The organism is Variovorax sp. KK3, from assembly GCF_001984055.1.
Classification (GTDB): domain Bacteria; phylum Pseudomonadota; class Gammaproteobacteria; order Burkholderiales; family Burkholderiaceae_C; genus Variovorax.
In genome coordinates, this window is the sequence record NZ_LYVO01000035.1 from 39,861 (window position 1) to 64,169 (window position 24,309).

19 protein-coding genes and 1 pseudogene are annotated in these 24,309 nt (G+C 68.7%); 11 read left to right on the forward strand and 9 right to left on the reverse strand.

Annotation, left to right across the window (positions count from 1 at the left end; all coding sequences use genetic code 11):
• Positions 1–18: 18 nt before the first annotated feature.
• Positions 19–384: a hypothetical protein gene (locus B0W80_RS17915; protein ID WP_077000511.1), complete on the reverse strand. Its 366-nt coding sequence runs from the start codon at positions 382–384 to the stop codon at positions 19–21.
• A complete protein-coding gene (locus B0W80_RS17920) occupies positions 381–1,772 on the reverse strand; it encodes an acyclic terpene utilization AtuA family protein (RefSeq protein ID WP_077000512.1) in 1,392 nt (463 codons plus the stop codon). The genes B0W80_RS17915 and B0W80_RS17920 overlap by 4 nt, the downstream gene beginning before the upstream one ends.
• Before the next feature lie 127 nt (positions 1,773–1,899).
• Here B0W80_RS17920 and B0W80_RS17925 point away from each other — a divergent pair, with 127 nt between their 5' ends.
• From B0W80_RS17925 to B0W80_RS17955, 7 genes are all read left to right on the forward strand, one after another.
• Positions 1,900–2,811, forward strand: a complete 912-nt coding sequence (locus B0W80_RS17925) for a LysR family transcriptional regulator (RefSeq protein WP_077000513.1) — start codon at positions 1,900–1,902, stop codon at positions 2,809–2,811.
• A 141-nt stretch (positions 2,812–2,952) separates the two neighbouring features.
• Complete coding sequence (locus B0W80_RS17930; protein WP_077000514.1) at positions 2,953–4,467, forward strand: nucleobase:cation symporter-2 family protein; 1,515 nt, start codon at positions 2,953–2,955, stop codon at positions 4,465–4,467.
• A 117-nt stretch (positions 4,468–4,584) separates the two neighbouring features.
• On the forward strand, positions 4,585–5,625 hold the full coding sequence (locus B0W80_RS17935; RefSeq protein WP_077000515.1) for a trypsin-like peptidase domain-containing protein: 1,041 nt from the start codon (positions 4,585–4,587) through the stop codon (positions 5,623–5,625).
• A gap of 20 nt (positions 5,626–5,645) precedes the next feature.
• Entirely contained in the window at positions 5,646–6,608 is a 963-nt protein-coding gene (locus B0W80_RS17940; RefSeq protein ID WP_077000516.1) for an effector-associated domain EAD1-containing protein, read from the forward strand.
• 28 nt (positions 6,609–6,636) lie between these two features.
• Positions 6,637–7,617 (forward strand): MoxR family ATPase, encoded by a 981-nt coding sequence (locus tag B0W80_RS17945; protein WP_083745467.1) that lies wholly within the window; start codon positions 6,637–6,639, stop codon positions 7,615–7,617.
• Positions 7,610–8,806, forward strand: a complete 1,197-nt coding sequence (locus B0W80_RS17950; RefSeq protein WP_077000517.1) for a VWA domain-containing protein — start codon at positions 7,610–7,612, stop codon at positions 8,804–8,806. Before B0W80_RS17945 ends, B0W80_RS17950 begins: the two co-directional genes overlap by 8 nt.
• Positions 8,803–12,165 carry an LON peptidase substrate-binding domain-containing protein gene (locus B0W80_RS17955; protein ID WP_077000518.1) on the forward strand — a complete coding sequence of 1,121 codons (3,363 nt, stop codon included), beginning with the start codon at positions 8,803–8,805 and terminating at the stop codon, positions 12,163–12,165. The genes B0W80_RS17950 and B0W80_RS17955 overlap by 4 nt, the downstream gene beginning before the upstream one ends.
• Before the next feature lie 22 nt (positions 12,166–12,187).
• On the opposite strand, the gene B0W80_RS17960 is transcribed toward B0W80_RS17955, so the two are convergent.
• The gene (locus B0W80_RS17960) at positions 12,188–13,030 is read right to left on the reverse strand and encodes an aldo/keto reductase (RefSeq protein ID WP_077000519.1); all 843 of its coding nucleotides are present in this window, start codon (positions 13,028–13,030) and stop codon (positions 12,188–12,190) included.
• Between the two features lie 295 nt (positions 13,031–13,325).
• On the opposite strand from B0W80_RS17960, the gene B0W80_RS17965 reads away from it, so the two are divergent.
• A complete protein-coding gene (locus B0W80_RS17965; RefSeq protein ID WP_077000520.1) occupies positions 13,326–18,344 on the forward strand; it encodes a non-ribosomal peptide synthetase in 5,019 nt (1,672 codons plus the stop codon).
• Between the two features lie 27 nt (positions 18,345–18,371).
• Here B0W80_RS17965 and B0W80_RS17970 read toward each other — a convergent pair whose 3' ends face one another.
• The 4 genes and pseudogenes from B0W80_RS17970 to B0W80_RS35005 all read right to left on the reverse strand — a co-directional run bounded on the left by B0W80_RS17970 (position 18,372) and on the right by B0W80_RS35005 (position 22,090).
• A complete protein-coding gene (locus B0W80_RS17970; protein WP_179106956.1) occupies positions 18,372–19,337 on the reverse strand; it encodes a CAP domain-containing protein in 966 nt (321 codons plus the stop codon).
• Between the two features lie 272 nt (positions 19,338–19,609).
• On the reverse strand, positions 19,610–21,028 hold the full coding sequence (locus B0W80_RS17975) for a DUF5666 domain-containing protein (protein ID WP_077000522.1): 1,419 nt from the start codon (positions 21,026–21,028) through the stop codon (positions 19,610–19,612).
• A pseudogene (locus B0W80_RS17980) lies at positions 21,025–21,849 on the reverse strand (DUF6502 family protein); the annotation flags it as partial. The pseudogene B0W80_RS17980 and the gene B0W80_RS17975, both read right to left, overlap by 4 nt.
• 52 nt (positions 21,850–21,901) lie before the next feature.
• Positions 21,902–22,090: a hypothetical protein gene (locus B0W80_RS35005; protein WP_143684675.1), complete on the reverse strand. Its 189-nt coding sequence runs from the start codon at positions 22,088–22,090 to the stop codon at positions 21,902–21,904.
• A gap of 334 nt (positions 22,091–22,424) precedes the next feature.
• Between B0W80_RS35005 and B0W80_RS35510 the strand changes: the two genes are divergently transcribed.
• Together B0W80_RS35510 and B0W80_RS17985 are read left to right on the forward strand one after the other, a co-directional pair.
• On the forward strand, positions 22,425–22,583 hold the full coding sequence (locus B0W80_RS35510; protein WP_179106957.1) for a hypothetical protein: 159 nt from the start codon (positions 22,425–22,427) through the stop codon (positions 22,581–22,583).
• A 39-nt stretch (positions 22,584–22,622) separates the two neighbouring features.
• A complete protein-coding gene (locus B0W80_RS17985) occupies positions 22,623–22,970 on the forward strand; it encodes a hypothetical protein (protein WP_077000524.1) in 348 nt (115 codons plus the stop codon).
• A gap of 96 nt (positions 22,971–23,066) precedes the next feature.
• Here the strand turns inward: B0W80_RS17985 and B0W80_RS35515 are convergent, their stop codons facing one another.
• Positions 23,067–23,294, reverse strand: a complete 228-nt coding sequence (locus B0W80_RS35515) for a hypothetical protein (protein WP_077000525.1) — start codon at positions 23,292–23,294, stop codon at positions 23,067–23,069.
• A gap of 174 nt (positions 23,295–23,468) precedes the next feature.
• Positions 23,469–23,810 carry a hypothetical protein gene (locus B0W80_RS35520; protein WP_179106958.1) on the reverse strand — a complete coding sequence of 114 codons (342 nt, stop codon included), beginning with the start codon at positions 23,808–23,810 and terminating at the stop codon, positions 23,469–23,471.
• A 257-nt stretch (positions 23,811–24,067) separates the two neighbouring features.
• On the opposite strand from B0W80_RS35520, the gene B0W80_RS35525 reads away from it, so the two are divergent.
• Positions 24,068–24,295 carry a hypothetical protein gene (locus B0W80_RS35525; protein ID WP_218668918.1) on the forward strand — a complete coding sequence of 76 codons (228 nt, stop codon included), beginning with the start codon at positions 24,068–24,070 and terminating at the stop codon, positions 24,293–24,295.
• The last annotated feature ends 14 nt before the right edge of the window (positions 24,296–24,309 follow it).

A 24,309-nucleotide genomic window follows, 5' to 3' on the forward strand; every position in this document is an offset into this window, starting at 1 on the left:
TGTCGATAAAAAAATGCTTCAGGATTCCGCCGGCCCGGCCAGCAGATGCGCCAGTGAAGCCGGCACCTCGATGGCCATGTCGAGCAGCAGGAAGGACAGCGACTTGCCGTGCGTGTCGAGGTTCAGCGCGTCGTTCACGCCGCCGTCGAGCACGCCATCGAGCACGATGTTCATGGCAGCCAGGCGCGGCAGCAGGTAGCGCTGCACGTCGGCGGGCGCGCGATGCCGGAACTGCGCCGCCACCGCCTCGGGCGTGACCTGCTCGACCAGCAGCGGGTAGAGCGCCGGATGCCAGGCGATCACGCTGATGTTGGAGCGGTCGCCCTTGTCGCCGGTGCGGCCGTGGGCCGCGCGATACAGGGACACGCGAAGCTGGGAAATCATGGCTGGTCCTCCAGGATCTCGAATCGCACCGGCACCAGGTCGCGCGGCAGCAGGCACGACAACGTCGCCAGCCGCGGCGTGAGCGCCGTGCGCACGCCACCGCCGCCGGCCGGGCCGCAGGTATAGAGCGCCATCACCTCGCGGCCCAGGCGCTCGGCTTCATCGCGCACGTCGTGCGTGGCGGCCACGCGCAAGCGCACGTCGCGCGCCCCCGTGTCGGCGGTTGCGGCCAGGGCGCGGCCGTCGTCGTCGGCCAGGATGCTGAGCGCACCGATCAGGTCCACGCGCAGGTCGAGGCCCGGCAGGCGCTGCCGCAGCACCTCGGCCGCGAGCCGCGCCCGGCTTTCGGCGCGCGGTCCCGCATACGAGATCTCGCCCTCGGCCAGCCAGCCGCCTTCGTGGCAGATGTTGAGCTTGTACTGCGCCGGCCGTGCATGGCCGCGCACGCCCGAGAGCGCCACGCGGTCGGCGGCCAGCCCGTGCACCTCGGCTTCGGTGATGTCCGCCACCACGTCGGGCGTGAGGTAGGCAGCCGGGTCGTGCACTTCGTAGAGCAATTGCTCCTTGACGGTGGCCTCGGTCACGCAGCCGCCGGTCGCGTCGGCCTTGCCGATGGTGCAATGGCCATCGGCGTCGATCTCGGCGATGGGGAAGCCGATCGATGCCATGCCCGGCACTTCCTTGAAGCCCGGGTCGGCGAAGTAGCCGCCGCAGACCTGGGCGCCGCATTCGAGCAAATGGCCGGCCATGGTGGCGCGGCCCAGCCGTGTCCAGTCGTCGGCCGCCCAGCCGAAGTGCGACATGGCCGGCCCGACCGCGAGCGATGGATCGGCCACGCGCCCGCACACCACGATGTCGGCGCCGGCATCGAGCGCCGCCGCGATCGGCTCGGCGCCGATGTACGCGTTGGCGCTGACCACCCGCGCGCCGTCGAGGGCCGGGCCGAGCTGCTCGCGCAGCAGCGCGCGGTGTGCCGGCCCCGAAAGGTCGTCGCCCTCCACGACCGCGATGCGCGGCGATGGTGCGCCCAGTTCGCGTGCCAGGGCCGCGATGCGCCGCGCCGCCGCCCTCGGGTTGGCCGCGCCGAAGTTGCTGACGATGCGGATCCTGTGCGCCAGGCAGCGCGCCAGCACCGGCCGCAGCATCGCGTCCAGCAGCGGTTCGTAGCCGGACTCCGGGTCGGCGCGGCGGCGCAGCTGCGCCAGCGCCAGCGTGCGCTCGGCCAGGGTTTCGAAGATCAGGAAGGCGCGCTGCCCGTCGGGGCCCTGCGCCAGGCGGGTGATCAAGGTGTCGACCACCGGCCCGGCGGCGTCGGTGCGGTCGCCGGAGAAGCCGGCGGCGCAGCCGATCAGCAGCGACGGCGCATGGGTTGCGGGGGATGGGTTCATGTCTCGTCTCGTCTCGACTTCGCTCGTCTCGTTGTTGCCAATGTAGGCTGGCGGCAGTGATTCGTAAAATCGAAAGTTCGGATGGGCTTATCCGAAATTCGGATCAATCGAACCTGGATCGGATCGAATGGCATTTCCAGAACTCTCTGCCCGGCAACTCCGCGCCTTCCTTGCGCTGGTCGACCTGCCCAACTTCACGCGGGCGGCGCAGGCCTGCCACCTGTCGCAGCCCGCCTTCAGCACGCTGATCCGCACGCTCGAGGAAGAGCTCGGCACCCGCCTGTTCGACCGCACCACGCGCAGCGTCCAGCTCACGCCCGAAGGCCTGCTCTTCGAGCCTTCCGCGCGGCGGCTGCTTGCCGACATGCAGCGCGCGGTGAGCGACCTGAGCGACCACGTCGAGCGCCGCAAGGGCCGCGTGCACGTCGCCGCCCTGCCCTCGCTGGCCGCCGGCTGGCTGCCGGCGCTGTTTTCCGATTTCCTCGCGCGCTGGCCCGGCATCGAACTCACGCTGAGCGACCTGCTGTCCGATGCCTGCATCGACCTCGTGCGTGGCGGCCAGGCCGACTTCGCGCTGGCCTCGGGCGGCACGCGCGCCGCCGACGCGGCTGAGTTGCGCATGCGCGTGCTGTGCACCGACCGATTTCACCTTGTGTGCCGTGCCGACCACCCGCTGGCCACCGAGCCGCGGCTCACGCTGCGCAAGCTCGCGCCCTGGCCCTTCATCCACATGGCGCGCAACAGCAGCGTGCGCCAGGCCCTCGAGGCCGCGCTGCACCCGCTGGCCATGAACACGCTGCTCGAGGTGGAACAGCTCGCCACCGTCATGGGCATGGTCGAGGCCGGCCTGGGCATCAGCGTGGTGCCGACGCTCACGCTGTACCAGTTCCGGCGCGAGGCGCTGGCGATCCGGCCTCTGCCGCTGCCGAATCTCACGCGGCGCGTCTACCTGGTGCAGCGGCGCGAAGGCAGCCTGTCGGCCGCGGCACAGGCCTTGCATGACTTGGTGGTGGACCGGCTGGGCTCGTTGTCGGCCTGAGTCCGAAGTGCGTGCGCGAATGCGGGTTTTCCGCCATACGTCGCCCGGCCTAAAGTGTATACAGTTCGGCGTACAGACTTGTGAGCCGCTTGCGGAACCGCGCGCGGCAGCCCCAGACACTCGCATCCAGGAGCCCCCTGCATGACTGCAACCGCCTCTTCAACCACCGCTTCGATCGCTTCCTCGGGCGCCGTCCATCCCGTCGACGAACGCCTCCCCGCCGGCAAGCTCACGGCCCTTGGCCTGCAGCACGTGCTGGTGATGTACGCCGGCGCCGTCGCCGTGCCGCTCATCGTCGGCCGCGCGCTCAAACTCAGCCCCGACGAGGTCGCTCTGCTGATCTCGGCCGACCTCTTCTGCTGCGGCATCGCCACGCTGATCCAGGCGCTGGGCGCCACGCAATGGTTCGGCATCAAGCTGCCGGTGATGATGGGCGTGACCTTCGCCTCCGTCGCGCCCATGGTCGCCATCGCCAACGCCAACCCCGGGCAGAACGGCGCGCAGCTGCTCTTCGGCGCCATCATCGGCGCGGGCGTCGTATCGATACTGATCGCGCCGCTCGTGTCTCGAATGCTGCGCTTCTTCCCGCCGGTGGTCACCGGCACGATCATCGCGGTCATCGGCATCAGCCTGATGCGCGTGGGCATCAACTGGATCTTCGGCAACCCGGTGGGCCCGACGGCGCCCGCCATCGTCGACCCGGTGTACGCGAAGTGGCTGGCCGAAGTCACCTCGCCCGGAAGCTCGGTGCCGCCCGTACCAAAGGGCCTGGCCATCGTGCCCTCGGTGCCGAATCCGAAGTACGCCGACCTGGGCGGCCTGGGCATCGCGGCGCTGGTGCTGGTGTCGATCCTGCTGATCGTGAAGTACGCCAAGGGCTTCATCGCCAACATCTCGGTGCTGCTGGGCATCGTCATCGGCGCCGTCGTCGCCACCGTCTTCGGCTTCATGACCTTCGAGAAGGTCGGCAAGGCGCCGTGGGTCGACGTGGTGCTGCCCTTCCACTTCGGCATGCCGATCTTCGACCCGATCCTCATCCTCACCATGACGCTGATCATGATCGTGGTGATGATCGAATCCACCGGCATGTTCCTCGCGCTCGGCGAAATGACCGACCGCAACATCACCCAGAAAGACCTGGCGCGCGGCCTGCGCACCGACGGCCTGGGCACGCTGATCGGCGGCATCTTCAACACCTTCCCGTACACCAGCTTCTCGCAGAACGTGGGCCTGGTCGCCGTCACCGGCATCAAAAGCCGCTACGTCTGCGTGGCCGGCGGCGTCATCCTCATCGTGCTGGGCCTGCTGCCCAAGATGGCGGCGCTGGTGGAGTCGCTGCCCACCGTGGTGCTCGGCGGCGCCGGCCTCGTGATGTTCGGCATGGTCGCGGCCACCGGCATCCGCATCCTCGGCGGGGTGGACTTCAAGGGCAACCGCCACAACGCGATGATCGTCGCGGTGTCGATCGGCGTCGGCATGATTCCGCTGATCGCGCCCAACTTCAAGCAATGGATGCCGCACGGCATCCACTCGCTGGTCGAGTCGGGCATCCTGCTGGCGTCGATCGCGGCGGTGGGCTTGAACCTGTTCCTCAACGGTGCCAAGCAGGACGACGCGGCGATCATCGCCGCAGCCAAGCAAGCAGAAGCACACTGACTTCGCGTCGCCCGAAGGGGCGAAGCATCGAACAGGCGTCCACCTGGAAGGTGATCTTCCGGTTGGACGCCTTTCCTTTGCCTGATATGCTGGTTTTTGAGTGAGAACCAACGCCACATGACACGGCTCACCCCGGACCAGCTCGAGGCCGCGCGCGATGCGCTGGTGGACGGCTATCGCAACTGGGCATCGCTAAAGCAGCTGGCCGCCTTCGCGCTGGAAATCAACCTCGAGGCCAAGGTCGGCAAGGGGCCGTTGGACGACGTGGCCTTCGACCTGCTCGAACTCACCGAGTCCAAGGGCTGGACCGAGGTGCTGCTTCGCGATGCAGTGGCGCGCAGCCCCGGCAACGAGATGCTGCGCGACGTCGCCCGCGCCCACGGCCTCGCGCCGGCGCCCTTCACCGGGCGTGCATCGCAAGGGCTCGACGATGGCTTCCAGGCGCGGATCATCCAGGCCTCCGGCCTCGAATCCACCGGGCGCTGGCGGCAGGAAATGGTGCGCTGCGAACGCCGCGTCTGCCAGATCCGCTGCGGCGGGCAGGCGATCGGCACAGGCTTCCTGGTCGGCCCGCGGCTGGTGATGAGCAACTGGCATGTGTTCGAGTCTGCGCCCGGCTCGGGTCAGTTGGGCGAGCCGAAGGACTACAGCGCCTGCTTCGATTTCCGCGCGGCCGAGGGCCAGGCCCCTGCCGATCCCGGCGTCGATGTTGGCTTCGACCCGGCGTCGACGTACCTCGACGCCAGCCACAAGGGCGAGCTCGACTACGTGCTGCTCCCTCTCGCACGCGCCATCGGCGACGAAGCGCTGGCCGATGGGCAGAAGCGAGGCTGGCTGGCGCTCGGCACGCGCGCATTCGAGCTGCCGAAGGAAAGCTGCATCGTGCTGCAGCATCCCGCGGGCCGGACCCTCGAAGTCGCGGCGGGCGCCGTCACCGGCTGGCTGCCCGACCGCGAGCAGGCCGTGTACGAGCACACGGCCGAGACCGAACCAGGCTCCTCGGGCTCGCCCTGCTTCGCGTCGGGCTGGACCCTGCTGGGCATCCACCACCGGGTCGACCCGAAGACCCAGGCCAGCAACCGGGCCATCGCGACCCGCGCGATCGTCGAGCGCATGGAGGCCGAGGGCAAGCTCGGGCTCCTGCCGGCTCGCGACTGAGGCAAGCCGGAGAAGCCCCGTTGCGGTACGGCGATCACATCGAAGCCTTCCGCGACGCCATCGTCGACGCCTTCAGCTCGCGCCAGGCGCTGGCCCAGTTCGCCAAGGCCACCGGGCAGGTCAAGAGCCTCGCAGCGAGCGTGGGCGACGGCCCGCTCGAAGACATGGCCTACGATTTCCTCGAAGTGGTGAAGGCCCGGAACGGCGAGGCCGGACTCGCCACCGTGATGGACACCGCGCTCGTGCGGCGCCCCGGCAACGACAGCCTGCTCGCGCTGGCCCGCAAGCTGGGTGCCGACCGGCCGGCCAGCGCCGCCGACCTGCTCCACATCCGCGCGCTGGACCTGCGGCCGCTGGAAGAGGTCTGGCGCAAGGCGCTCGCCATCCCGCGCAAGCGCCTGGTGGTGCTGATGCTGTGCGGCGCCGAGCAGACGGTGATCGGCAACGTGATCGAGCGCCTGCGCCTCCACCTGGGCGTGCCGGCATCCACCAGCAACTCGCGCCTTCGCCTCGACGAGCGCTTCACCCCCGTCGATAAGACCCTGGACCTCATCGTCCGGCTCAAGCCCCGGCTGGCCCAGGAGCACGTGGTGTGCATGGTCGATGCCGACAGCGCGCCCGACGATGCCGTTGCACGCCTGCTGCCCGGGCTCTTCGCGGCCTATGCAGACGCACTGGCGCACCACCTGGTGCTGCTGCTCAACACGCGCGCCGACTGCACCGCGCCCGAGCGCTGCATCCTGCTGCCGGCGCCGCGCTTCCAGGACACGGACCTCTACGAATGGGTCGAGGACGTGACCCGCGACAAGGGCTGGCCCCCGGACTTGCGCGACGACTTCAAGCTCTGGCTGCACAAGGCCGTCGACGAGGCGGTGTTCCCGCCGACCGACGTCGCCTATTTCGCGCTCGAGAACGCGATCAGGCTGCTGAGCCAGAACCTGCCGCAGGCGGCCTTGCGCGAGCGCTTCAGACAGCCGCCCTGATGCACCGAAGAACCGAAGGAGGACGACCATGAGTTCCCGCCACCAGATCGACCTGTCGCAACGCTTCAACCGCCGGGCCCGGCTGCCCGCCACGCGCAGGATCGAGGCCACCGGCAGCGACTCCGTGCCCGCCTCGCGGCCGCCCAAGGCCGAGGTTCAGCGCGAAGCCTACCTGGCCAGCCCCGCGCTGGAAGAAGTGGTCAACCTCGCCATAGCGCTCGGGCGGCCGTTGCTGCTGCAGGGCGACCCGGGCTGCGGCAAGACGCGGCTCGCCCACGCGGTGGCGTATGCGCTCGGCCTGCCGATCGAAGAGAGCTACATCAAGAGCACCAGCAAGGCACAGGACCTGCTCTACACCTACGACGCGGTGCGCCGCCTGCACGACGTGCAGTTGCCGACCGGCAAGGGCGGGACGCCGCGCGCCAACACGGTGGCCGACTACATCCGCTTCGGCCCGCTCGGCCGCGCCATCGTCCGCGCGAGCCACGGGCGGCGCTCGGTGGTGCTGATCGACGAGGTGGACAAGGCCGACCTCGACTTTCCCAACGACCTGCTGCGCGAGCTCGACCGGCTGGAGTTCGAGGTGGCCGAGTCGCCCGACATCGCCTTCAAGGTGCCGCCGGACCAACCGGCGCTGCGGCCCATCATCATCGTCACGCACAACGAGGAGAAGGCGCTGCCCACGGCCTTCCTGCGCCGCTGCATCTTCCACTACGTCGAGTTTCCGAAGGACGAGCTCGACGCCATCCTCGCGCAGCACAGCATCACCGATGCCGCCCTGCGCAGCAAGGCGATCGAGGTGGTGACCAGGCTGCGGCAGCGCGACCTGCTCAAGAAGCCCGGGCTGTCCGAGCTGCTCGACTGGGTGGGCTACCTGCAGGCCAACAAGACCCCACCGGCGGCGCTCGACCGCCTGCCGGCCGTGCAGGCCCTGATCAAGAACGTCGCGGACCTCAAGCCGGCACAGGAGGCCTTCGCGTCGGCCACGCCACCGGCGCGCCGTGGCTGACACCGATGCCTTCGCACTGGTGCGCGAGCTGTTCGAGCAGCTCCGCCGGCGGCGCCTGCCCATCGGGCCGCCCGACCTCGATGCGCTGCGCGCGGCCCTGACGGCCGGCTTCGGCTGGTCATCACAGGACGCGTTGCGCGAGCTGATCGTCGCCCTGTGGGCCAAGTCGCCGCGCGAGGCCGCGATCGTGCGCGCCCTCTTCGCCCGCCTCGCCTGGCCGGCCGACTGGTCGCCCGAGCCGGACGCCGATGCGTCGCCCGCGACGACCGTCCGCGCGCGGCCGCGCGGCACCCGCGGCGCCGCAACGCCCGGGCCCGAGGTTGCGCCCCCAAAGCCGGTACGCGACGAAGACATCCAGCTCAGCGTCGCCCGCCAGACCGTCGGCATGCCCGAACTCACGCTTGCCGGTGTGCAGATCGCCGACGCGCGGCTGATGCTGGTCGAGCAATACCCGCTCACGCACCGCGAGATCGCGCAGGCCTTTCGCCGCCTGCGCCGGCCCATGCGCTTCGGGCCGGCCACCGACCTGGACCTCGACCAGACGCTGCTCGGCCGCCTGCGCAGCGGCGTCGCGGTGCCGCCGGTGCTGGTGCCGCGCCGGCGCAACGCCACGCGGCTCGCCCTCTTCGTCGACTCGGAAGGATCGATGGCGCCCCATGGGCCTTTCGTCGACGCCTTCTGCACGGCGGTGCGCGAGGCCGGAATGCTGCAGCAGACCTCGTTGCACTACTTCCACGACGTACCGACCGAGGGCACCGACCGCTCGCTGCTGTCGGAGCTCGAAGGCGGCGACTTCTTTCCGGCCCTCGACCCGGTGCTGTCGCGCATCGAGCCGCTCGACGCAGGCCGCGTGTACGCCGACCCGCAACTCGAGCAAGGCCAGCCGCTGCGCGACCTGCTCGCCACCATGGCGCCGGGCACCACCGCGCTGGTGGTGAGCGATGCCGGCGCCGCACGCGGCCGTGCCGAGGCGGGCCGCGTGCAGGACTCGCTGGCCTTCGTCAAGGCCTTGCGCCGCCGCGCGCCCTCGGTGGTCTGGCTCAACCCCGTGCCGCGGCCCCTTTGGGCGCACACCTCGGCCGCGCAACTGGCACGCCACGTGCCCATGTTCGCGCTCGACCGCACCGGCATCCAGCTCGCGGTCAATGCCTTGCGCGGACATCCGGTCAACCTGGAGCGCCCGCTGTGAGCGACGAGGCGCGGCGCCAGCTGGCACGGCGGCGTCTCACGCAGTTCGAGCGCTCCCTGCAGGCGGCCGCCGCCACCATGGGCGAGCCGGCCCCCGAGGCACTGGCCACCACGGCGCTCGACCTCGCCGCCCACGCGGCGCTGGCCGTGGCGCTCGACCCCGGCCTGCTGCACCTGATCCGCATCAACTTCTTCTTCGACGGCGAACGCCTGCCCCACTGGGTCGAGTCTCTGCTCCTGCTGTCGCCGCTGTGCAGCGAGGCCGAAGCGCAAGGCCTGTGCGTGATGGATGCCGCCGTGCGCGAGTTGCTGCTGGCGCGGCTCATGGCCCGGCACGGGCAGGAGCGCCTGCGCGCCGTCGCCGCCCTGCTGTGGCAGCACGCCGAGCGCCGCAGCAGCTGGTTCGACCGCACCGAGCTGCGCCATGCACAGCAGCTCACCGCGCTGAACTTCCTCGCGCCAGAGCGCGCGCTGGCGTGGCTGAACGCGGCAGAGACGGGCGGGGGCACGGGGAACCTTTCGAAGGAATGGTTCGTCGCGATGCGGGACGCGATGCCGGCATTGCCAGCGACGCCGGCCGCGCCGCAGAGCGGCGATCCGAAAGCGGTCGTTCGCGCGCTGCAAAGCCTGGATTTTTCTGAGCAACGCGCGGTACATCGTGCGAAGCTCGTGGGGTCGCGAGCGCGGGTCTTCATCCTCCGCGGTCGCAGCGATCACGCACACCGCTGGGTGCTGCTGCGCCTGCTGTCTCAGTACGACAAGGCCCCAGCCTTGCTGTGGGTCGTGCCGACGGATCGATCGTCTTCGCTGCGGGCGCTGCTGGCCCGCGCAGCGGGACTGGAGCCGACGCGGGCCTTGCTCCGCGAGTACCTGACCCGCCTCGCCACGGGCCGTACCCTGGCCATCGCCATTGATGGCGTCGAGCGTCTGACTGCTTCGCAGCAAGCCGAGCTCCGCGAACTCGCAACACTCGACTTTCCGGTGGCGGTGTACCTGCTGGACCGCGGGCAGCCGACCGCCACGGCGGACCAAAGCCTGCCCAGCGGGTTGCTGTCCGCGCTGCGGGTGACCCTGCTTCCATCGCTCTCACGCATCACCGACGAAGCTCTGCGCGAATGGATCGACCGCCACGGCGGCGAATTGCGGCTCGACGGCCTTTCGCTGGAGCAGATGCGAGACACCGACGCATTGGCGACGTACATCATGCAAGCGACGGATGGTGTACCCGAGCGCATGCTTGAGCATTTGTGCATGCGCTGCGGAGTGACCTGGCCGGCGGTGCTGGCCGCCGCAGAAGCGCCCTACGCGCTGATGCCGCCGCCCGAAAGCGATGCGATCGCCCCCTTGGCCCGCGAGTACGAGCGGGAGCGCGCGAGCATGCCCTCCGGCGGCCCCAGGACCCGCGTCATGACGGAGATCACGATCCGCATGCGCGAAGTCTTGAAGCAGCGTGCGGACTGGCCTCTTCAAGCCTGGGCGAGCGGCGACAGCCCAGGGCTTCGCCTGGCCATGGCCGTCGCGCTGCAGCTGCAACCGCAGGCCGAATGGTGTGCATGGCTCGGCACGCGCATTCGCCAGGAGAAGCCTTTCGTCGCCTATCACGCCCTTCTCGCGTTGCTGTCGGCCGCGCGGCAATTGCCATCCGAGGCCTTGCGCGAAGTGGAGACGGCGGCGAACCGCGCGCAATTCGACATGTCGCCCACCGACGCGCACACCGATCGCGCCGACGTGCTGCGCAGCATCCGCGACGTGTTGTCGGAGCGTCGAGCCGACTCGCAGACCTACCTGCCCTTGCTTCCCGTGCGCGACGTGGTCCTGTTCCCCGGACGCGAGCGCCAGCTGCTACTGACGCGGCCCGAATCGATGCGTGGTCTCTTCAAGGTGCAGAACGGCGGAGACGCGACCGTGTTCGTCGTGCTCGACGAAAGCCAGGGAGACGGATTCGATCCACGCCGGCTGCGGCGGATCGGAACGATGGCGCACGTGACGGATCACGCAAGCCGCGGCGACGGCGTCGACGTGACGCTCACGGGCTTCAGCCGTGCGGTTGGTACGCCGACGCAGATAGCGGGCGAAGACACGACCATGCTCGCGCGCATCCAGCCGATCGAGGCGCGGCACCTGTCTGAGCCACCGTCGCGCGCCGAGCTCGTCCGCGCACTGCGAGCGCTCGCCCGCACCGGCGGCGGAGGGGGCCGACTGGCCGAACTGGCCGCGGTCGCATCTACCTCTTCCGACTGCTACCGCTTGTCCGAACTGATCGACGCACAGGTCGCGTTGCAGCAGTCGCTGCTGGAGGCGGATGACGTGGACGCGATGGTTCGATTGCTGATCGGGGCGACCACGGCGCGGGTCCGGGAAGGGTTGCCGACGGACCTGGGCGTGGACGGATGGGGCATCGAGCATCTGGCCGAGGTGCTCTCTGCTGCGTTCCCGGGCCAGGCCTTGGTCGAGCTGCTCGACATGCGCATCTCGTCGCACACCGATGACCATCGAGAACTGATCGGTGCGCTTCGCAGCATCGCCTCGAACGGACGGCTGCGCGAGATCATCGCGTTGGCGCTGGTGAGCCGACCCGACGACGAGCCGCTCTGGGAACACGTGGAGGCGATGACCCAGAAGCCAGGACATCCGGAGGCCGGCCATGCGCCGCCCCCAGCCCCGGCGCCAGCGGCCGGCACCGAACCCGTGAAGCTCAGGCTCTGGCCCAACGGCAGCACGTTGCGCATCCGCTTCATCGGTGGCAGCCCGACGCTCCGCAAGCGCGTGATGGCGGCCGCTTCGCTGTGGCTGAAGCATGCGAACCTGCACTACCAGGTGCTCGGCGACCGTAGTAAGACGCCCGCCGACATCCGCATCGGCTTCAAGAGCAACGACGGCAGCTGGTCCTACCAGGGCACCGATGCGCGCAACGTGCCACCCGACGAGCCGACCATGAACTTCGGTTGGCTCCTCGAACTGACGCCGGACTGGGAGCTTCGGCGCGTCGTACTCAAGGAATTCGGCCATGCCCTCGGCCTGTGGCAGGAGCACAAGAACCCGAACGAGGGCATCGAGTGGAACCGGGAAGCCGTGTTCAAGAACTTCACCGGCCCGCCCAATTACTGGTCGCGCGAACAGGTCGAGCAGAACATCCTCGATCGCAATCCGCCGACCATTCCGCCGTACCGCAAGTTCGATCGCCATTCGGTGATGACCTACGACTTCCCCGGCGAAATGATCGCGTCGGGCGAGCCGATCAACGCGGGTAGCACGCTGTCGGATTCGGACAAGGCCTTCATCGCCCAGCTCTATCCACGCAAGCCCGCGGCCAAGCCGCCGGTGATGCAGCCGCAGCGAGCGCCGGTGCGCAAGCGCTGAGCGCCGGCGTTGCCGCTGCGCGTCAGATCATCGCCAACGGCTTCTTGCGTTTCGGCGGCGGATGCAAGCGGTCGATCTCGGCCAGGTCTTCCGCGCTCAAGCTCAGCGCGGCGGCGGCCAGGTTGTCGCGCTGGTGGGCGTCGCGCACCGCCTTCGGAATCGCCACCACGCCGGGCTGCGCCATCACCCAGGCCAGGGCCACCTGGGCGGCCGTCACGCCCAGGCGCTGCGCGATCTGCTGCAGGCCCGCATCGTCCGCCAACGAACCGCGGTCGATGGGGCTGTAGGCCATGAACGGCATGCTGCGCTCGCGCTGCCACGGCAACAGGCTGAACTCCGGGCCGCGCTCGCTGAGCGCGTAGTAGACCTGGTTGGCCGCGCAGTCCGGCGCGGCCAGCTGCTGCATGTCGTCGGTGTCGAAGTTGCTGACGCCCCAGCGTGCGATGAGGCCCTTGTCCACCAGCGAGCGCATCGCCTCGGCCGTCTCGGACAGCGGGTACTGCCCGCGCCAGTGAAGCAGGTACAGGTCGATGCGGTCGAGCCCGAGCCGCGCCAGGCTGCGCGCGCAAGCCGCGGGCGTGCCGCGCCGGCTGGCGTTGTGCGGATAGACCTTGCTCACGACGAACAGCTCTTCGCGCTTCACGTCGCCGGCGCGCAGCGCCTCGGCGATGGCCTGGCCGATGACTTCTTCCGCGCCGCCTTCGCCGTACATCTCGGCGGTGTCGATCAAGCGGTAGCCCATGGCGATGGCACTGCGCACGGCGGCCACCTCGGCGCCGCGAAGCGCCGGGTCTTCGCCGATGCACCAGGTGCCCAGGCCGAGCACGGGGATCTTGCCGCCGGTGGGGAGGTCGAGTGTTCGCATGTATTTCTCCAGAGTCGTCGAAGCGGCCAGCGGTCTGGCGCCGGCGGCGTCGTCATTCGAAAGCGACAAACGGAAGCTCGAGAGCGTAACGACGTCTGCGCGCCCGGCTCTTAAAACGACCACTTGGCGCGGCCGAGTTGACAGCAACAAGCGCCAGCGTCCGACAGGACCGGGCCCGCAAATATAGGACAACGGCGAATTCGATGTGAAATTTTCACAACTCAAATTTGGCCGCTTCCTCACCGGACGCGGCCAGCACTTCGACGAGGACTGATTCGTGAGAGACGTGGCTCCCATGGCTGACAGGTCGAACTCCGATAATCTCGATCCTTTTGCTTTCGGCGACATCGCAGCGGTCATCGAAACGACCGAGGCGCAACGCGAAGTGTGGCTAGCAGACCAACTCGGCACTGACGCCAGCCTGGCCTACAACGAAGCCGGCATACTTCAGCTCCAGGGCGTGCTCGACGAAGTCGCCTTGGAGCGCGCCCTGGGGCAGCTGCTGGCGCGCCACGAGAGTCTTCGCGCGACGTTCTCGGCGGACGGCACGCAACTCGTCATCGCCGCGACCCAGCCTTTCACGCTGCATCGCATCGACATGCCCGAGGACGAGCTGCTTGAACCGGACCACTGGCTGCAGGCCGCCGTCCAAACCGCAGTCCGCGACCGTTTCCTCCTGGAACAAGGTCCCCTCTTTCGGGCGAGGCTCTATCGCTGCGGGCCACAGGACCACACCCTGGTGCTCAGCGCCCACCACGCGGTCTGCGATGGCTGGTCGTGGAACGTGATATGGACGGAGCTCGGCGAGCTCTACGCGCATGAATTGGCCGTCAGGCCGTCGCTCGAACCCGCGCCTCGCTTTGCCGACTACGCGCGTTGGGAAGCCGACGCCATGGACAGCCCGGCGATGCGGGCCCATGTCGACTACTGGCTGGAGCGTTTCAGCGGCAGCAGCTTGCCGATGCTCGAGTTGCCGATCGATCGGCCACGCCCGCCGACGCGAACGTTCACGTCGAACCGCGTCGATGCGACGCTCGACGCCGGCCTAATCGATGCGGCCCGCAAGCTCGCTGCCGGATCGTCGGCGAGCCTCTACGCCGCGCTGTTCGGCGCATTCGCCGGGCTCCTTCATCGGCTGACGGAGCAGGAGGATCTGGTCATCGGCATCGCGGCCGCAGGGCAGCTCGCAAGCGAGATGCCTCGGCTCGTCGGGCATTGCGTGAATCTCCTGCCGCTGCGGGTGTCGGTCGACGGATCGACCGCGATGCGCGATCTGATGACGCAGAGCCGCGGCCTGTTGCTCGACGCCTTCGAGCATCAGAACATCACCTACGGGACGCTTCTCACGAAGCTGCTGGTGCCGCGGGATCCACGTCGCCTGCCGCTGGTCAGCGTCCTGTTCAACGTCGATGCCGACGCGGACGCGGCTGTCGGCGGGTTTCCGGGCTTGAGGACGAAGCTGCGCAGCATCCCGCGGGCGTACGAGAACTTCGAACTGTTCATGAACCTCACGCCGGTCGCCGGCGGCATGCAGTGCGAAGTGCAGTACAACGCCGACCTGTTCGACGAGGCGTCGATTCGTCGCTGGTTGGGCATGTACGAGCTTCTGCTCGAAGCCGCCGTGCGCGACCCGCACGCCGCCCTGGGGGGGGTCGACCTACTCACGGCTACCGAAGAAGCCCGTCTTGTTGCCCTCCAGCCACCACCGACGCCACTCGAAAGCAGCGGCCTCATGCACGCCGGCTTCGAGATGAGCGCGGCGGCACAGCCCGACCGCGTGGCGCTTCGGCACGGTGGGAAGCGCTGGACCTATCGCGAACTGGACGAGCGGTCCAATCGCCTGGCACATGCGTTGCGGACGCGTGGCATCGGGCGCGGCGACCGCGTCGGCTTGTGCCTCCGGCGGGACGCGGACATGGTGGTCGCGCTGCTCGCAGTGCTCAAATGCGGCGCCGCCTACGTGCCGCTGGACCCGGACTTTCCGATGGCGCGGCTGGAGTTTCAGGCAGAAGACGCACGCATCGGCCTGTTGATTCTGTCGTCCGGCGTTGCCAATGCGCCCACCGCCTGGTGCGAGGACCTCGACAGGCAGCTCCTGTGGCTGGACATCGACGCGCAATGGCTGAAGGCGCCGTCAGGCCCGATGACGCCGGGCCCGCAGAGTGCAAGACCCGACGACATGGCGTTTCTCATCTACACCTCGGGATCGACTGGCAAGCCGAAAGGCGTGGCGATCTCCCACGGTGCAGTGGCCAACTTGCTCGGGAGCATGCGCCATGTGCTGCGCATGAGCCCGGAAGACAGGGTGGCGGCAGCCAGCACCCTGAGCTTCGACATCGCGGTCATGGAACTGATCCTCCCACTCGAGGTGGGGGCGGAGATCGTGCTGGTGGATCGCGAGACGGCGAAAGACGGACAGGCGATGTGCCGACTCATCGAGCGCGAGGACATCACGGTGCTGCAAGGCACACCGAGCGCCTGGCAACTGCTGCTGGATGCGCAGTGGAAGGGCAAGGCCGGGTTGAAGGCGCTGTCCGGCGGAGAAACCCTGCCGCCCGATCTGGCAGCCGCCTTGGAGGCACGTTGTGGCGAGGTCTGGAACCTGTACGGTCCCACCGAAACGACGGTCTATTCGACCTTCTGGCGCGTGGATTCTTCGCAGGTCGGTCGCAACGGCGTGTTCATCGGCCGCCCCATCGCCAACACGAGCGTGTGGATCCTCGACGCGCACGGAAAGCGATGCCCCGTCGGCGTGCCGGGCGAGATCTGCATCGGCGGCGCAGGTGTCGCGATCGGGTACTTCAACCGCCCTGAACTCACGCGCAAATCCTTCGTTTCCGATCCGGCAATCGACGCGGGCGGCAAGATCTACCGAAGCGGGGATCGTGGCCGCTGGTGCAACAACGGCCTCCTGGAGCATCTGGGCCGCCTCGACTTCCAGGTCAAGGTGCGTGGCTATCGAATCGAGCCGGGGGAAATCGAAGCGTCCTGCAACGCGGGTCCCGGGGTGGCGTCCAGCCTCGTCGTTGCTCGGGAGGACAGCCTCGGCGACGTGCGCCTGGTCGCGTACCTCGTTCCTGCAGCTGGTCAGCAGATCGACGTCGCAGCCGTGAAGCAGGTGCTGCGCGAACGCCTTCCCGAGTACATGCTGCCGCAGCATCTGGTCGTTCTCGACGCCATTCCGCGGCTTCCCAATGGCAAGGCCGACCGGAAAGCGTTGCCCGCACCGGCCGACTTCGAAGGCGAGCGGACACCGGCGGCGCCACACGACGACGCGCCGCGAAATCCGCGCGAGCGCTTCGTGCTGCGCGCAATGGAGAAGGTGCTGAGCCTGCCGGCGCTGGGCATTCGAGACGATTTTTTCGCCCTGGGTGGTCACTCGTTGCTGGCTTCGCGGCTCGCGGCCTTGCTGAGCCGGGAATTCGACGTGATCGTTCCGCTGCGCACGCTTTTCGCGGCGCCGACCGCGGAGCGCCTGGCATCGGCGGTGGCCCAGCTGCAGGCAGAGGGTGTCGCTGCGGTGGAGCGAATCCCGCATCGTGATGGGCGCCGCGCCGCACCGCTGACGCCGATGCAGGAACGCATCCTGTTCCTGGAAGAGCTTCATCCTGGGCGATCGGTCTACAACACGCCCTCGGCCTTCCGGCTCACGGGCTTCCTCGACCAGTCGGCGCTTCACGATGCGCTGCGCGAGATCGTGCGCCGCCAGCCAGCTTTGCGCACATGGTTCGACAGAACGTCGCAGCACGGCGAACTCGTCGCATCGGTTGCCGACGAGGTCGAGGTCGAGATGCCGCTGATCGACCTTCGCGAATTGCCTTCCGACCAGCGGGAAGCGGAACTCGCCGAAACCCTGCAGCGCGTGGCGGACCAGTTGATCGATGTTCATCGCGCCCCCCTTTTCAACGCGGCGCTGATCCGCGTCGCTGAAGACGACCACGTGTTCGTCTTCGTGGCGCACCGCCTGATCTGGGACGGAGGCTGCGTGGATCTTCTCGTCGGCGAATTGTCCGCCGCTTACCAGGCGCAGCTCGATGGCGTGCCGCATGGCTTGGCTCCGGTGACGGTCACGCACGGCGACTATGCCGAGTGGTACCTGAACTGGCTGAACTCTTCCCAGTGCGACGAACAGTTGCGCTTCTGGAAGCAACGCTTCGCAGGCGCAGCACCATCGCGGGCGCTGCCCACCGACATGCCGCGCAGAGCGGGGTTGACCGGTCAGGGAAACACACACTGGATGGCCGTCGACGGCGCGCTCACCGAGCGGCTTCGGCTGATCGCACGCAGCCATCAGGTGACGCTGAACATGCTCGCACTCGGTGCATACGCGCTTCTGCTGAGCAGCGTGGCAGATGCACGTACGCTCGTCGTCGCGACGCCGGTCCGCGGTCGGCAGCTTCCCGAGATCGAGGGCGTGATGGGCTTGTTCGGCAACCTGCTGCCGCTTCTCGTGGAGGTCGACCTCGGGCAGACGCTCGGAGCGTTCGTGCAGCACCTGAAGCAGGACCTGGTCTTGGCGTTGGACCATCAACAGGTGCCTTTCGAGCGCTTCGCCGGCGAGCCCGAGTTCTCGGCGCGGGCCAAGGGCGTCGGGCTGTACCAGGTGCTTTTCTCCTTCGAGGACACACGCGACCGGCCGGCGTGCATCGGACCGTTGCAACAGCGCCAGATCAAGGTGTCCCAGCGCGGCGCGACGGAAGACATCGGCTTGTGGCTGGCCGATGGTCATGATGGCCTCGAGGGTGGGCTCACCTACAACGCAGACATCTTCCGTAGAGAAACAGCGGCGGCCCTGCGCGATCGCTATGTCGAGCTTTTGCAGAGGGTGGCCGACGATCCGCATGAGACCTTGGCGAACCTGATCGGCTCGGGCGCAGCGCCCCAAGCGGGGCGTCTTCGGCACCTGTCACGCAGCGAAACAGACGCGCACGTGGCTTTCGAGGTAACGCAACGCACGGTGAGCGCTTCTGCTGCAGAGGCTGTTAGCACGCCAGCGCTTGTTGGAAGTCAACTGCAACTGGCGAAGATCTGGGCCGACGTGTTGAAGATCGAGGTTTCCGATATCCGGCCCAGCGACAACTTCTTCGATCTCGGCGGCGACTCGCTGCTTGCCATGCGTGTGATCCAGTTGGCCGAACGAGCCCTGGGGTTTCGGACGGCGCCACCGAGGTACGTTTTCGAGACCCTGGGCCAACTCGCTTCGACGGCCGACAAGGCTCCGGCCGACGACGGAACCGATCACGTGTCGCGCCCGAGTCGATCGCTTTTCGACAGGGTGTTCTCCGGCTGGGGCAACGCGAAGAAGAAGTCTTGAGGCAACGCGCCGCGGGAACGGGCCCGGTCAACGAGCCGCACCGGACCCGGTCGCGAACGTGAAGCTCCTTTTGAAAGCAGCGCCGTCGTTGGTTCCCGCGATGCTGACCTCGTACGTGGTGTTCGCGAGCAGCGATGCGTCGGGAATGAGGACCGCCTGATGCGACGCCAGGACGGCATGGGGGTCGGTGTCCTTCGTCAGCGGCGCACGCAGCGAGACGGGAGCGCGGTTCGACAACGTCGTCATGCGGGCCGACGAAATCACGAGCACTTGCCCGCTTCGCACGGCGACGACCATGCCCGGCCCCAGAGGTCGGGTACGCAGGTCTCGCCCAGGCACCGGGTTCGGTGTCTCGTTGGTGATCTCGTAGAAGACGCCTCGGGTCCCTTCGCAGGGGTACGTGAGCACCTCGTCGCTCGCAGGCTCCTGCGGACCGGACGAGGACGTGTAGCCGAGGTTGAACTGCTGGACCGTGCGCGGCCCCTTGCTGGGGGTCGTGCCGAGCTGGTCGCTCCCACGCAACGCAATGCCGATGTCGCGATAGCCGGCCAGCATGCCCAGCTGGTGGTACGGCAGCGCCAGGAGCGCGCGTACACCGAACACACCCGTTCCGGCAACCGAGCCCGAGTAGTACAAGCTCGATATTTCCTCACCCACACCACCGGCGACGTAGCCCGCGGCCGAGGCGCGGTCCAGCAGGTCGACGCCTGTGAAACCGGGCGTGCCGGGCACCTCGGCATGACTCAGGTCACTGTTCAGGATCTGCCAGTCGGCATGGGCCTGCGCAGCTGAATCGAGCTGCGCGCTCTGCGCAACCAGACCGAAGCCGCAGCGCTCCCGCTCGGCGTTGATGAGTTCGAAGGCTTGCATGCCTTCCGACGCTCCGTAGTTGGCCTTCGGAACAGCTGTGACGCGCGTCGACGGAAGCGCGTCGACGGCGGGCGCAGGGGCCACGCTCGTATCGGCCACAGCAGGCGCGCCGGCGATCGGCATCGTCGCCCCGAGCAAGGGCGCCGCACCGCCGCCGCCGCTGCCACCGCCACCGCAGGCCACGACAACGACACAGGAGCAGGCCGTGAATGCACGGCCCAAGAGGCCGATGGAAAAAGGCGTAGATGACAGGCACTTCATCCCACGATCAACGCATACCGAAGGGTCGTGGCCGGGTCGGCTCGCGCCCACGGTTCGTGTAAGGGCAACGCCACGCCGAGGCACTGCCGCGACGAGGCGGCCCAACGAACGGGTGAGTCGACGTCGGCGAGGCCTCAATCGAACACGACGCGCGTCGCGATGAGCACACCGTCGATCACCTGCGCGCCTTCGACGCTGACCTTCGCCCCGCTGCGCAGGTTGGCCGCCGTGCCGTTGACGAACACCACGCCCGGCCCGCTGGCATCGATCGGCTGCCCCCGCACCCGGAAGCTGTCCGGGGAGCTGAAATTGCCGACCGTGCCGATCAGGCTGAAGGACGACGGCCCGCCCGTGCCCGGCACGTGCCGCAGCTTGAGCTTGGTGGCCTGGAGAACGCCGTTCGACATGACACCGGCGACCTCCACCTTGACGCCGTTGCCCACGGCATTCGACGGGCCGCCGTTGATGCGCGCCGACGCCGCGTTCACCGGCACGTTGAGCACGCGCAGCGAGCCGAGCCCCGCGAAGTCGGTGACGATGCCCGCGAGTTGCACCGGCGTGCCGTTGGCCGTCGGCACCGGGTACCACCACTGCACCGACGTCGCCTGCAGGCGACCCGCCACCACGGCACTTGCACGCACGCGCACCAGGGTGCCCTCGGCCAGCGGACGGCCGTCCAGGCTGCCCGACAGCGTCGCTGCACCGTAGTCGACGGGCGTGCCGCCAATGGCGAAGCTGCGCCGCAGCGTGTCGAGGTTTTGCACTGTCCCGGTGAGGATCGGCGTGGAAGGCGCACGTTGCTCGACGCGCGTCGCGCGCAGCGTGCCGGGCGCGGCAGGCAGACCCCACACCTGCAAGGTGCTGCCGGGGACGATGGCGGCCAGGCCCGTGGTATTGCCCCAGACCGTGGCTTCGTCCGTGGTGATGGTCGAGCCCAGGATCACGAAGCTGCCCTGCCCCAGGTTGATCGAAGACACCGTGCCGCGCAGGTCGGCGGCCGAGTCGACGCGGCGCGCGATGCCGTTCAGGAAGTCGGCATCGACCGGCCCGCTCACCTTCACGCTCATGCCCAGCTGCAGTTCGGGCGTGTCTTCGACGTTGTAGGTCGCGGTGTCGGTGTTGTAGCGCAGCCCGTTGACGATGATGCTGCCCGCGCCGTCGACGGCGCCGATGCCAGCCGCATCGGCCGTGCTGACGCCCGTGCCGCCGGAGCCCACGCCGCCCGCGCCGTCGCCGCCCGACGAGGCCGTGGCCCCGCCGCCCGATGTGCCGCCACCCGATGTGCCGCCACCCGCTGCGCCGGCGGCACCGCCGGCCGCTCCACCGGCAGAGCCACCTGTCGAACTGTTCCCTCCGCCATCGCCGCCGCCCGCAGACGGACTGCCGGTGTCGCCCGAGGCCACGACCAGGCCGGATTGCTGCTGCGCCCCGGTGCCGACCGCGGCGCCACCGACGGCGAAGCCACCGCCGCCGCCGCCACCGCCTCCTCCGCACGAAATCAGCAGCGCAGTGGAGAGCGCAGCAAGGGCCGTGCGCAAAAAGGTCGTGGTCATGCTTTGTCGTCCGATCGCTTCGTGGGGTCGACGGGCGCCGCGTTCGCAGGGTCCGCCGTGTCTTCGTAGTAGGTATAGATGCCGATCCGCACGCGGCCCGATGCACTGCTGTCCGCGGCCTCGTAGGCGCGCGTCATCTCGCGCGTCAGTTCGTGGTGGAGCGTGCTCCAGCGTTTGCGCGCCAGTTGGTGGATGCGCTCGCAGTCTTCGACCGTGATGCCGGACGCGAACACCGAACGCTCCAGCAGCGGCGGATCGGCACCGAGCGTATTGGCCACGCCGGCGAACAGATGGTCGCGCGCGTTGTCGCCCAGAAAGGCGAGCATGCTTTGCAAGTCCTTCGCGGGCACGAAGCCGGCCGCCTCGAGCTCGACGCGGCCATCCTTCTCGCTCGCCATGCCGAGGCGCACCAGCTCGACCAGGATGGTGCGGTGATGCACATTGCCGCGGCTGGCATGCCGGGCGACCGCGTCGAAGGACGCGGTCTCGCCGTCGGAGACGATCGGCAGGCTGCGAAGCGCGGGGTCGTCCATGACCATTTGCAGCCACAGGGTCAGCGTCTTGGCCGCTGCCGACGTCTCCGTGTGAGGCAAGGTCTCCGCGGACTCACGCACCTTGGCCGTCACGACCTTGCGGTTGAGCCCGGTGGTCACCGACAGCTGGCTGATGTTGGGTTCGGCGCCCTTCGCGCGCCACGCGCGGCGCGCCTCGTCGATCAGCAGGTCGCGCAGCATGGCTTCGAAGTGGGCGTGCTTGAGCCCGAAGGAAAGCGCGAGCCGGACCACAGGGCGCAGCACGCGGGCACAGGCCTCGAGTGCCCAGCCCGTGCGTTCCGCATTTCCTCGCCCTGCGCCTGCGACTTTGGCATTGCGTTCAGGCTTGGCGTTTTTCGATCCAGTGAGTTCTCTCGCCATGAAGGCTGTTTCCCAGTGCCACGGCTGCGTCGAGCCTGACCCGATTGTGGGGGGTGTCAGGAAACCAGAAACCGCCGTCACGGCCGGTCGCTTCTTCTTCGAGGACTTCGTCGGACCAGCGCAGCCGGATCTCGAACAGAACGCGCAAGGATCTTGAGTGCACGGGCTTCCTGGTGGCGATGGATGGTCGGAGGGTCGGAGCGTTGACGCGCGGTTACCAGATCGACATGAATTAGCGCCACTGTCTTACAGGCCCGCACGCTTCACTATAGGACAAGAGCGACATTGATGTGAAATTTTCACACATCAACCGACCATCGATCGACAACATCCAGAGGGCCCCGATGCACAAACCCGCCGCAAGGCACCCGAGGCGATCGCTCGCCCGGGCGCGCCGCCGTTCTGATCCAGGCCATATCCACGCGCATGGGGCGTCGCGCCCCCCGGGCGAGGCAGGCGGCCGCACAGTGCGCGAAGCGTGGATGGCTGCGGTGCGCGTGAGGAAGGCGATGCAGGCCCGCATCGTCCGCGCATTCAGGCGGCACCTGGCCGGGCAGGGACCTGGTCCCTCGGACGAGGAGCTTCTGATCTTCGCGAGGCTCGCCGTCGCCGAGCAGCGCCTGATGCGACTGCTCGGCTGAAGCAGCCCCATGCATTCGTCACCCCCACGAGGAGCCACCATGACAACAACCACAACCGCATACACCACCACGACCGCGCCCGCGAACGCTCTGGCCGACGTCGCATTCGGCAGCCTGATCGACCTCGCCATGCTGCGCACGGGCGCCGTGTCGGCGGAAGTCTGCGAGGCCTGCAGCACCATCAACCTCGGCTCGGCGCGCCATTGCAAGGGCTGCCATCACAAGCTGCCGGCTTTCTATGCTTCCGACGTAGACGACTTGCCCGTGATGCGGCAAGGTGCGGCACCGTCGATGCCGCGATGGGCACGGGCGTGGGATTTGGCCGCGTACTGGATCGTCATCAACTCCCTGGTGGGCGTGACGGTGCTCGTTCCGCTCGCGTCCTAGAAGCACGGGCCCCGCCATGCGAAGCAACGCCAGCCAGGCCGCCAGCGTGCAGGCCCAGCCCGATTGGAGCGACTGGCAGCCGCCAGGCCCGGCCATTCAGCCGCACCAGATGACGCGGGTCTGCGATGCCTGCCAGACGCTGAACAGGGACATCGCGAAGTACTGCCGCAGTTGCGCACGGCCGCTCTCGCCTGCGCGCAGCCTCCGCCCGGTCGGGCCGGACTGGAACGCAGGCGATGCATCCGCGGCACGCACTGCAAACCCGACTGCGGCTGCGAAGGCGAAGCGCAGCGGCGCGGTGGCTACGCGGCGCGTGCTCGGCATTCCGCTTCCACCGGGCGTCGATGCGTCGATCGTCTGGCTGCTGCTGGTGTTGGCCCTGCTGCATGCGGCCTTCGTGCTGTGGTTCGTCGGCCGATCGGGCACCTCGGCGCCGCCGCTTGCGCTGCCCGGCGCGGGCAGTTGGCAGGCATCACCGGCGCCGGAGGCGGCGTCGGCTCAGGCGTCTGCAACGTCGGTGGCAGCGCCGACGCCGATGCCGATTCCCGATCCCACGCCTGCCACATCGTCTGAGCCGGCCGTGGCGCCAGCGACAGAGACTGCCGCAGCGCCCAAGGTCGCCGACGGCCCCTCGCCTGCTGTGCAGCCCTCCAACGCGACCGGATCAGCGGTCGCGGCCACGCGAAGCGCTGCGCCTGCAAGAACACGAGCGCCAGCGCGGATGATCGACACCGCTCGGACCGCGGAAACACCGTGGCCGGCAGCGACATCAGCGGCGATGGCATCCGGCACCGCAACCAGACTGCCGGAAGTCCCGCAGGCATCGTCGATGACGCGCACGGAAGCTCCCGACCTTCGAGGCAGGACCGCGCCCGCGGCGCAGCTTCAGGCAGCTTCGCCTCGCCCAGCCGTGCCCTCGAGCCAGTGCGATCGCTACAACCCGTTCGGCGAGGCGTTCTGCAACTACACCCGCCCGCCGGCGCAAGCCGCGCAAATCGCGCAGCCGTCCCAACGCGCCACGCGTCCCGCAGGCAGTACCACCGGCGCACCCAACGTCGGCAAGAACGACCGCTGGATGTTCGCAGCGGGTGGCGGTGGTGGTAGCGGAAGCGGCGATGCTGGTGCTGGTGCTGGTGCTGGTGCTGGTGCTGGTGCTGGTGCTGGTGCTGGTGCTGGCGGGGGCGGTGCCGGAGGCGGCGGTGCCGGAGGCGGTGGTGCCGGGGGCGGTGGTGCCGGAGGCGGTGGTGCCGGAGGCGGTGGTGCCGGAGGCGGTGGTGGCATGCGCGTCGAACTGGGCGAGGCGATCGCCAAGCGCCTGTGCCTGACGCCCGAGTACGTC

Bases quoted from the DNA above. Each gene is read 5' to 3' on its own strand.
- B0W80_RS17915 (WP_077000511.1), bottom strand. From the start codon at position 384: ATGATTTCCCAGCTTCGCGTGTCCCTGTATCGCGCGGCCCACGGCCGC.
- B0W80_RS17920 (WP_077000512.1), bottom strand. From the start codon at position 1,772: ATGAACCCATCCCCCGCAACCCATGCGCCGTCGCTGCTGATCGGCTGC.
- B0W80_RS17925 (WP_077000513.1), top strand. From the start codon at position 1,900: ATGGCATTTCCAGAACTCTCTGCCCGGCAACTCCGCGCCTTCCTTGCG.
- B0W80_RS17930 (WP_077000514.1), top strand. From the start codon at position 2,953: ATGACTGCAACCGCCTCTTCAACCACCGCTTCGATCGCTTCCTCGGGC.
- B0W80_RS17935 (WP_077000515.1), top strand. From the start codon at position 4,585: ATGACACGGCTCACCCCGGACCAGCTCGAGGCCGCGCGCGATGCGCTG.
- B0W80_RS17945 (WP_083745467.1), top strand. From the start codon at position 6,637: ATGAGTTCCCGCCACCAGATCGACCTGTCGCAACGCTTCAACCGCCGG.
- B0W80_RS17960 (WP_077000519.1), bottom strand. From the start codon at position 13,030: ATGCGAACACTCGACCTCCCCACCGGCGGCAAGATCCCCGTGCTCGGC.
- B0W80_RS17965 (WP_077000520.1), top strand. From the start codon at position 13,326: ATGGCTGACAGGTCGAACTCCGATAATCTCGATCCTTTTGCTTTCGGC.
- B0W80_RS17970 (WP_179106956.1), bottom strand. From the start codon at position 19,337: ATGCCGATCGCCGGCGCGCCTGCTGTGGCCGATACGAGCGTGGCCCCT.
- B0W80_RS17975 (WP_077000522.1), bottom strand. From the start codon at position 21,028: ATGACCACGACCTTTTTGCGCACGGCCCTTGCTGCGCTCTCCACTGCG.
- B0W80_RS35510 (WP_179106957.1), top strand. From the start codon at position 22,425: ATGGCTGCGGTGCGCGTGAGGAAGGCGATGCAGGCCCGCATCGTCCGC.
- B0W80_RS17985 (WP_077000524.1), top strand. From the start codon at position 22,623: ATGACAACAACCACAACCGCATACACCACCACGACCGCGCCCGCGAAC.
- B0W80_RS35515 (WP_077000525.1), bottom strand. From the start codon at position 23,294: ATGCCGAGCACGCGCCGCGTAGCCACCGCGCCGCTGCGCTTCGCCTTC.